8 protein-coding genes are annotated in these 8,687 nt (G+C 60.1%); 1 reads left to right on the forward strand and 7 read right to left on the reverse strand.

The genetic code is table 11. The annotated features are described in order from the left end of the window. Nucleotides 1–1,334 precede the first annotated feature (1,334 nt). From EN943_RS31690 to EN943_RS31720, 7 genes are all read right to left on the reverse strand, one after another. The gene (locus EN943_RS31690) at nucleotides 1,335–1,715 is read right to left on the reverse strand and encodes a DUF982 domain-containing protein (RefSeq protein ID WP_024505614.1); all 381 of its coding nucleotides are present in this window, start codon (nucleotides 1,713–1,715) and stop codon (nucleotides 1,335–1,337) included. A 495-nt stretch (nucleotides 1,716–2,210) separates the two neighbouring features. Further along, a complete protein-coding gene (locus tag EN943_RS31695; protein WP_127415969.1) occupies nucleotides 2,211–2,579 on the reverse strand; it encodes an SPW repeat protein in 369 nt (122 codons plus the stop codon). Between the two features lie 30 nt (nucleotides 2,580–2,609). Beyond that, the gene (locus EN943_RS31700; protein ID WP_127415966.1) at nucleotides 2,610–2,933 is read right to left on the reverse strand and encodes an RNA polymerase rpb6; all 324 of its coding nucleotides are present in this window, start codon (nucleotides 2,931–2,933) and stop codon (nucleotides 2,610–2,612) included. Between the two features lie 11 nt (nucleotides 2,934–2,944). Further along, nucleotides 2,945–3,712: an NADH dehydrogenase ubiquinone Fe-S protein 4 gene (locus tag EN943_RS31705; RefSeq protein WP_127415967.1), complete on the reverse strand. Its 768-nt coding sequence runs from the start codon at nucleotides 3,710–3,712 to the stop codon at nucleotides 2,945–2,947. A 71-nt stretch (nucleotides 3,713–3,783) separates the two neighbouring features. Next, on the reverse strand, nucleotides 3,784–4,293 hold the full coding sequence (locus EN943_RS31710; RefSeq protein ID WP_013525023.1) for an Hsp20/alpha crystallin family protein: 510 nt from the start codon (nucleotides 4,291–4,293) through the stop codon (nucleotides 3,784–3,786). A 73-nt stretch (nucleotides 4,294–4,366) separates the two neighbouring features. Continuing rightward, complete coding sequence (locus EN943_RS31715; protein WP_127367036.1) at nucleotides 4,367–4,837, reverse strand: Hsp20 family protein; 471 nt, start codon at nucleotides 4,835–4,837, stop codon at nucleotides 4,367–4,369. A gap of 237 nt (nucleotides 4,838–5,074) precedes the next feature. Next, complete coding sequence (locus EN943_RS31720) at nucleotides 5,075–5,428, reverse strand: hypothetical protein (RefSeq protein ID WP_127367034.1); 354 nt, start codon at nucleotides 5,426–5,428, stop codon at nucleotides 5,075–5,077. 286 nt (nucleotides 5,429–5,714) lie between these two features. Here EN943_RS31720 and EN943_RS31725 point away from each other — a divergent pair, with 286 nt between their 5' ends. Further along, the gene (locus EN943_RS31725; protein ID WP_224673115.1) at nucleotides 5,715–7,055 is read left to right on the forward strand and encodes a Do family serine endopeptidase; all 1,341 of its coding nucleotides are present in this window, start codon (nucleotides 5,715–5,717) and stop codon (nucleotides 7,053–7,055) included. Nucleotides 7,056–8,687: the final 1,632 nt, after the last annotated feature.

An 8,687-nucleotide genomic window follows, 5' to 3' on the forward strand; every position in this document is an offset into this window, starting at 1 on the left:
GCATGATAGAGGACAAAAAGTCCGGTTGGCGACTGACCTATCGGCGCATAACATCCAGATGGGCAAGCTACTCGGGTGTCAAGAATGGCGAGATCCGCTATGTCCGCGCAATCACGGTCTGCGGCGACCGCGCCGCGCTTTTCATAATTAATTACAGGAAATCGGAAAAGAAACCATATGACCCTGTTGTCGTGCGGATGGTCCGGTCCCTGAAGGCACAGGGCTGCTAAGTGGGGGGTGGGCAACGCGGACTGCTGCGCCCTGAGCTGCGGCCGCGTGATCCGCACGCTCAGGCAGTCGGCCTTGCGGCTGTTTCCAAATGGTGCATCCCAGACGTGGGAAGACGACGCGGAGAGCATCTCCCGACCGCTTCTTGCAACGGAGGGGCGATCATTTCCATTACTATCGCCGTGTGCTCAGAGGGGTCAGAGACGAGAGCTGCGTGTTCGTGCGCCGCGCCCTCGACACCACTGACCGTATAAAATCCGCACGCCAGAGATTTTCGCGAGGCTGCTGACGATGCCTTGTAGGCATCGTTGATGCTGGGCGAAATCCACAAGCAGCGCGTGTCCGATACCGCCCATGCCGTGTCTCTGGATTTGTCTATCAGCCTCTCGCAGAGATATTGGTCGCCGGGCTCCTCGGCACGATCCTGCGGACTAGCCGAGAGCACGATAGGCGAGCCTGCCAAATCATCATCTGTTGACGCGGTCGGCGGCCGTCGAGAACAATACACACTGTCTATTCACCGCGCCACTCGTTCGAAGACCGCATGAAGAACGGTAGGCTCGGCGAGGAGCTTCGGCGCATGTTGATGGGCTACCCGATCTACCGGCCGAAATATGGCGAGGACGGCGACATGAAGATGTGGCAACAGGAACTATGAAGATCGTGTGGCCGCTCGATCCTGGGATCGTATGACCCGCTGACGCACTGCGGCAAGACGTTCTTCCTTCGCCCAGTGGTCCTGCAAGGCGCGTTCCAAGTGGTCGTATAACGGGAGCCATGCCTCACCATGGTCACCTCGTGCCACAATGATTTCGGCGACGCGGTCGAGTACTCGCTCAATCCGCTGTGCCGTGACTGGTCGAGGCGTGGGCGAGTCTCGCCTCACGGCTTCGCCCGTCCGCAAGGCCATGAATGCACCATGCCTTATGTGTAGCGGACTTTTTTGGTGCAGTGAAGGCCTGCATTCGGCTTGAGCTGCAATCGGCGGCTGCGGCTTGCAGATGTGAAAGGCTCTTTGCTCATCGGGGTTGGCAGCGGGAGGGCGATCGTCCGCAGCCCCCGAATACGATAGCGCGAGTTGCTGGCGCAGCCCGTCCGTCATCTGGTCAACCGAGCCTCTCCTCCTCGTGAGCGCGTGGCAGATTGTTTGCTGCGGCGGCGTGATTGCCGCCGCAGAGAGTTTTAACGGTTAGTTCGTGTGCACTGCCAATCTTCGGCCCTGTCATCCAAGACGGCGCCAAGGGAACGTCTTCGATCACACCCACCCTGCGTGCCCAGGTCGCAAACGCCTTGTGCGCGGCCTCGACCGACTTGCGACCATCATACGCCGAGTAGCATGTATCACAGGCCGCTCCGTGGAGAAGGCCGCGCCTTTCGACCGGCCATTCTTCCAGAAATTCTATGGCATCCATGACGCAACCGATCTTTTTGAGGACGAAACTGTCATCTCGCACGAAAATCGGCTGTTTGAACGTAGCGCTCTCCATCGTGACCTCACTTCAAGCCCTAAAGCGGCGCTTGTGTCTCTTCGGGTGACGCAGGATGATTCCTCGGCAAAACATGCCGGTCTGCGTGACGCCTTCGGCACAGAGAGGATATTGGAAATGGCTCTTTTCAGTTCAAGAGAGAATTGGCCGGCCGAGCCCAGCAGCCTCTTGGCAATTGGCACCTCATCCCGCTGCCAGCGCGTCTGTCCGCGAGGCCCTCGGCCCACCAACCTGCACGTCGGCGATCTTGCCGTCGCGTAGCAAGGCCTCTAACCGGCGTAGCAGTGTAGATAGACTGGAAGAGCATCAACGCAGCGAAGGCAGCGTTGTGTTTTCCTTTACTCATGTCCATTGCGGCCACTCCACACAGCGCGGGATATAGGTCGTCAAACCGGAGCGCATCAATTCTGGCACGTCAACGCCTTCATCGCCGCCGGCATCGTCTCGCGAAAAAAAGAGCGGGCCCGGAAGAGTCGGACCCGCCAGCGGCTATGATCAGGCTGCAGAGAGCGGTCGGTCATTCGCGAGCCAAAGGCTGGCTGCTGCCAGGGCAGCAACCACAGCGCCAGCGATGGCGTGCGACCACATTGCTGCCGCCAGGCCGGCAAAGCCAAGCACCCAAGGTGCGGCCACAATCCACAGGCCGACGACAAGGTTCGCCCATTCCTCATATTTGTGGAACGCCACCAACGCGCGCGCTGCGATCAGAACGGTGATTACGCCCCCGATGAAGGCGTGCCAGACGGCAACAGCATCGGCAGCATAGCCAAGGAGCCAAGGCGAGAGCGCCAGCGCGATGCCGGCAAGGATGTTTACGACATCAAGCGCCCGCCTGCTGCTGTCGGAAGCGAGATTCTTCAACATCGTCATTCTCCTTTCCTGCGTTTCAGTACGTCAATGTACCGCCCTTGAGTCGAGGACGGGTGCGGCAGCGGGCCTGTTCGGCCCGATGCCGCAAAGCTTCTTGGGTCCGGATTTGAAACGGACGCAGTCCTTCGGCGAGATCGGCTCAGTCAGGAGGAAGGGTTCGATCTCCCGAGGTTCGAACGAATTGCCGGCGATCTCACTCAATGCGAGATGCGGCCGGCTCTTCGGCCTGGCCGCCAGCCGGGGCGCTGCGCCGCGCGCCAGTGCGCGCGCCCGCCCTGCTGCCGCGACCGCAAGCGCGAAGGGGTTCGGGATGGTCCGTTGGGCGTCGAAGACGATCAGTGGGTCCATTCTTGCCTCCATCATGCGGCTATCCGGGATCGTACCGGGCTGAGCCGAGTCTGGAATCTCTGGGTACTGCCTTCCAAGGCCAGCAGAGCGAGCTCAACCTCGTCCAATCGCGTCGGACGTGCATTTTCCGGCATGCCTTCAGCGGTGGCCAGGTCGATCAGGTACTCGTTCCAGGCCCAGTTCTTGAGCACGGCACATTTCTCTTCGGGTGCGAGTACCGGGTCATCCACCACCTGCATCGGAGAGGCGTAGAATGTCTCGGGCTCGGAAAGCGCCGTCTGTATGTGCGCTGCCTCTGCACCAGCGCCATAGTTGTGGCTTGCCTGAAGCCATGCCAATAGTAGCCGTTGCCAAACCACGTCGGAAAAGGCGTGCCTCTCCTCCGATGCTTGCCTGTTGCTGACCTTGGCCTGAGAGCCAGAAGATGGAGCCTGCACCACGTAGCTGAGGCCTTGGCGCTCCGCATAACGGATCGCCGCCTCCAGCGTCGGAAAATCCGGTCGAACCTGGGTCAGGGTGTCCCGGCCGCCCGTATAGCCCATCAGCGGCTCGATGAACGGGGCTGTGCGAGGTTCGAAGATCAATCGCCAGTCCTTACGGGGCTTTGCCGAGGTCGTGGCCGAGCGGCATGGCTGGTAGATCCGTGCCGTCACGCCGTCCGGAAACACTGACCGCCCCATTGACAAAGCCGGCTCGTCGACACGAGGCCGATTGTCATTGTCCGGCCGGCCGGAGGTCCTGGTTGGGCTTCTGATGTCGCTGCTTTGAACTGTCTCCATTGTCTGTCCCTCCTATCATGAAGGGTGGTACGAGCAGCGGCCGTTACGGCCGCTGCTCATACTGCCGTGCGTCAGTTCTTGCCGTTGATTGCGATCCGCTTGGCCTTCGCCTGCGCCCGCTCGGTCTTGGGCAAGGTCACGGTCAGCACCCCGTTCTTGAAGGCGGCGTTGACCTTGTCTTCCTCGACCTCGTAGCCGAGCGGAATGAGGCGCTCGAAGCGACCGTAGAAGCGCTCGGAGAACTGCCGGTCTTTGTCCTCGGTCTCGGAACGCTTCTCGCCTTTAAGCTTGAGCGCCCCGTTGTCCAGCAGGACTTCTATGTCGCTCTCGTCCAGGCCGGGTATTTCCGCCGTGACGCGGACTTCCTTGTCCGTGTCGGAAATTTCGACGCTGGGCCAAGTGGCGGCAAAAGAGGGACTGAAGGCCGGCAGTCTGGCGCCGAAGCTGCGGAAGGCGTCATCGAACAGCCGGTTTACCTCCCGGTGGAGGGAGACGAAGGGGTCTCGATCTCCATCAGGGAAGAGACTGGGCGCCGAGTTTCCGTTGCCCCGGCCCCATGGGATCAAATCACGTACGCTCATTGTCTTTCTCCTTTCGTAGGTCTGTGAGCCGGGCCGGACGCCCGGCTCAAGCGATGCCTTCATCGTGGATTGCTCAGGCCGCCAGCTTCTCGGTCTCGACCTTGCGGGCTTCGATCTTCGGAATGGGAGCCCCGCTGGAGATCTCGACCTTGCGCGGTTTCATCTCCTCGGGAACCTCGCGCTTGAGATCGATGCTCAGCAGCCCGTTCTCAAGGCTGGCGCCAGCAACTTTGACATGATCGGCCAGTTCGAACCGACGCTCGAAAGCGCGCCCGTTGATGCCGCGGTAGAGATACTGGCCGTTCTCATCGCCGGATTGCGACCCGCTCACGACCAGCATGTTGGGCTGGTGAGTGATGGTCAGCTGGTCCTGCGAGAAACCGGCGACCGCCATCGTGATGCGATAGTCATCATCATCAACCTTGGCGATATCGTAGGGCGGCCAGTTGTCGAACGAGGCCACACGGCTCGCATTTTCAAGCATGTCGACCATGCGGTCGAAGCCGATGCTGGACCGGTACAGGGGGGTAAAATCGAGGTTCATAACCACATCCTCCTTTGAGCAACATGGATCATAGGAGGCGCCAAGAGCCTTGCCGCCTCCTGGTCTTGCCGGCCCCATCAGGCGACCGGCGACCATCAATTTAGAATCGCGACTTGCACCTTCAAGAGGTATTAGGAAAATTTTCAGCGGCAATCCGGGCGAAACGCACCCATGCCACCCCCCGCCGGCGGGGTCACTCGCCGACGGGTCAATGGTTCACGAACAATCAGGTCGCGCTTAAATCCGATCGATGAATGGCACGAACCCGGCCACCATCGCGCTGTCACTGCCATCAGGACCGGCAAGCTCGTCCGATTGATCCAATTGTTGCAATGCATCCATGATCGCATCGAAGCTGACTGGTTCACCCGCCCCCGGCAGCATGCGAAGCGCTGGCACGGATTCTACCGCGCAGGCATCCGACGCCCATGACGAAAGGATGGCGCGCTTCTCCTGACCGTCCAGGGCAACGTCGGCCAAGACGTCGTGGGGATGTTTGAAATGCCGTGCCGGATGCAGCAATCGGTCCAGAAAAACATCGGGGGCCACGGGTTCAATCGAGGCAAAATGGGTCGAAATGGCTGCTTCCATTGATGGTCCTCCGCTTCAGACAATCTCCTGCGTGTTTGAGTTTGGCGGCTCTCGCGATTCCCGCCAGACGAAATTTTGGGACGTCTCAAGCAAGTTTCAATGGCTTGGCACGGGTCACATTTCCCGTGGTCAACGCCTTAGAACCATTTTATCCAGCCGGTGAAACAATCGGCGAGAATCTCAGTTCTGACGTCGGGCGAAAATCAAGGACCCGAATCCGGCAGGAGAACCAGTCATGTCTTACCTCTCTAGGAACTTGTGCATTGGCTTGATCACAGGAGCCCTGATGCTCTCGACTGGCGGCCTTGCTCCGGCCACCGCACAGGAAATTCCGAACGACTTCAGCGCAATCGTGCGTCAGAAGCTGCCCGCGGTTGTCGCCATCACGACCAGGCAGATCATCCAGGATCAAACGACGCTCAACGACTTTCTCAATCCCTTCGACGGAGGAGGGCGTATCCAGCCCCAGGTGCGGGAAGCACTCGGCTCCGGCTTTGTGATCAGTCCCGAAGGCTACATCGTCACCAATAACCATGTCGTCGCAGACGCAACCGAGATTCACGTCGTGTTCTCCGACAAGGAGACGGCGCCCGCCCGGGTGGTGGGCCGCGATCCGGCAACCGACATCGCGGTATTGAAAGTCGAGCCTCGGCCCAACATGACGGCGACGGCCTGGGGGGATTCGGACGCGATGCAACCAGGGGCCTGGACCATCGCCATCGGCAGTCCCTTCGGCCTCGGGGGCACGGTCACTGTCGGCGTCCTTTCTGCCCGCTCTCGCGATATCCAGGCCGGTCCTTACGACGATTTCCTGCAGACTGACGCCTCGATCAACAGAGGTAACTCGGGAGGTCCTTTGTTCAACGCGCGCGGCGAAGTCATCGGAGTCAACACGGCAATCGTGTCGCCGTCAGGCGGTAGCATAGGCATTGGGTTCGCGGTGCCCTCGCGCACAGCTCGGACTGTCGTCGACCAACTGATCAGCACTGGCCGCATCGAGCGCGGCTTCATCGGCGTGCGTCTTCAGGAGATCACGCCCTCCATCGCCGAGGCGCTCGGAATGCCGGGCGCCAAGGGAGCGCTGGTTGCCTCGGTCGAGGCTGGCAGCCCGGCGCAGAAAGCGGGAATCCAGGCCGGCGACGTGATAACCCGGTTCAACGACAAGGACATCCAAGGCGTCCATGACCTGACGCTGGCGGCAGCAAGCCAGAAGCCGGGATCGAAAGTGACCGTAACAACGAACCGGAGCGGCACAAACCAGGAATTGTCGCTGACTGTCGATCGACGCAGGGACCAGGAGGAACAGACCGGTGCCATTCCAAGCCTGGGGACTGAGGACCAGCGCCTTGGTATGTCGCTGAGCGCCATTCCGGACGAAGCGCGCCAGCAACTCGGCCTGCAGGCCGACACCACGGGCGTGTTCGTCCAGGATGTCGCTCCCAACAGTCTTGCGGCCGAAAGCGGCATCCGGCCCGGCGACGTCATCGTGTCGGCCAACAACCGAAACATGACCCAGCCGTCTGACGTCCGCGAGGAATGGGCGAAATCCCGTCAGCAGAAAAAGCCAGTGCTGTTCCGTATCGACCGGCAGGGACAATCGCTTTTCGTTGCTGTGGCAAACTCCTGACTGACAGGCCAGACGGCGTCGCGATCTGTGCTGCTGGGCTGGCCCCCTACCGGAGCGCACCAGAGTTGTGAAGCCGATGAGCGGTATGTTTGAAGTGGCGGTCCGGCTCAACATGCGGCTGCGGGAACTGCTCTGCGGCTTTGCGCGCACGGTCGGCGACTCCGGTCGGCGAGGCGAAAGTCCTTACGTTTCGGCGCATCCGGCGACCACACAGGTGGACAACAAAAGCCTGCGATCCGCTCCTGAGCGCGTGTGCTTTTATCGATGCAAGGAACTTCGCGCACAGGTTTAGACTAGCGATCTCTGGCGTGTGAACGCAAGAGAAGTCGGCGATCTCCGAAATCGGCTGTGTGATCAATGCTGTAGCGTTGTCCAGTGGCCAGCTGAGCCGCACGAGGCCTGTGATGCCTGCTATTCGGCGTACGATGGTCGGAAGTCTGGAGCCCACGCGCAAGACCCATGACTGAACTGAAACGGGCACAAAGGTCGGCTTCACCGAGAAAGTGTCTGCAACGCTGCCGTGGATGACAAGACCGAATGCACATGGCCAGCATGTCAACTTACCCTGAAGATTTGATTTATAGCTGCGATTTGCGAACACTCGGCCCCAAGCCATCTGATCCTCGATGGCGTAGCCGAATTAACCTTTGTAATTGCGGTGGCGCTGCACCGCGGCTATCCACGCGCCGCCGCCGGGCTCGGCGAAATGTCCCGAGAGCTTCTGAAGTTGAGCACGTGAAGGAATGGGGGTGATGCCGATTCTCATCATTATCGACCTTTCGAGTATTGCCTGCAGACCAACAGGATGGATTTGGCCATGAAAGGAAGCCGACCGGGTATTTCGTTGTTGGATTTCGACATACTCTCCCGGGCTCTTACGTCAGCCATCAGGGAGAGCCCGGAATCCGATTCGACGGTCCAGGCCCGCGAGCTTGTGTGCCTATACACCGGCAAAAAGTCAGCCGACCAAAATTTGATCGCGGCCTTGCTTCATGCCAGTCGCGCCCAGCTGGACGTGGAATCATCCAAGGCCAATCGGCCCGGCAAGAATTGACTGAGTGCCTGCATCTGCTCGATGTGACCTCTCGCCGGGTTGTCTCCTCGACGGAGCTACGTCCGAGACGAAGCCCAAGGGCCCGACCGACTGAGACGCAGAGCATAATTCGCGCCGGCGACAGGACGAATATCCTGACCGCGACACGATAGCCAGCAGGTCACCGAATGGACTTTTGGACGTCAAGGCAGGGGGGGTTTTTTCTGCAGGCTTGGAACCTCTTTCTGAAATCGAAGTTGAGTTCGCAGCCTGGCTCCCCGGGCCAGGTCTCAAAGCAAGGCCCGCCGCTGTTTGTGTCCTCAGTGGCGGGCCCACTTCGTTCCGCTCAACGCTACATTGCGATTGACTAAAGCAACGAACATCCAATGAACGCAATCTCACAGGGCATCGGTCCATGGCCAGGTCGGCACGATCATTTTTTGGGTGACGGTGACCACGCCGACCATTTGGTCACAAGGAGTGACCAAATGACGAGCCTATAGCTACGGCACAACGGCAATCCAGCAACAAGGGCCGATGTGTCTAGGCTGCCCGTAGCCTCCGCGATTTGTCGCGTCAGGCGTCATGGTCTTTCCTCC

It is taken from the genome of Mesorhizobium sp. M7A.F.Ca.US.006.01.1.1 (genome assembly GCF_003997935.1).
Lineage (GTDB): Bacteria > Pseudomonadota > Alphaproteobacteria > Rhizobiales > Rhizobiaceae > Mesorhizobium.

Coding starts and splice junctions, on each gene's coding strand:
- EN943_RS31690 (WP_024505614.1), bottom strand. CDS start 1,715: ATGGAGAGCGCTACGTTCAAACAGCCGATTTTCGTGCGAGATGACAGT.
- EN943_RS31695 (WP_127415969.1), bottom strand. CDS start 2,579: ATGTTGAAGAATCTCGCTTCCGACAGCAGCAGGCGGGCGCTTGATGTC.
- EN943_RS31700 (WP_127415966.1), bottom strand. CDS start 2,933: ATGGACCCACTGATCGTCTTCGACGCCCAACGGACCATCCCGAACCCC.
- EN943_RS31705 (WP_127415967.1), bottom strand. CDS start 3,712: ATGGAGACAGTTCAAAGCAGCGACATCAGAAGCCCAACCAGGACCTCC.
- EN943_RS31710 (WP_013525023.1), bottom strand. CDS start 4,293: ATGAGCGTACGTGATTTGATCCCATGGGGCCGGGGCAACGGAAACTCG.
- EN943_RS31715 (WP_127367036.1), bottom strand. CDS start 4,837: ATGAACCTCGATTTTACCCCCCTGTACCGGTCCAGCATCGGCTTCGAC.
- EN943_RS31720 (WP_127367034.1), bottom strand. CDS start 5,428: ATGGAAGCAGCCATTTCGACCCATTTTGCCTCGATTGAACCCGTGGCC.
- EN943_RS31725 (WP_224673115.1), top strand. CDS start 5,715: ATGCTCTCGACTGGCGGCCTTGCTCCGGCCACCGCACAGGAAATTCCG.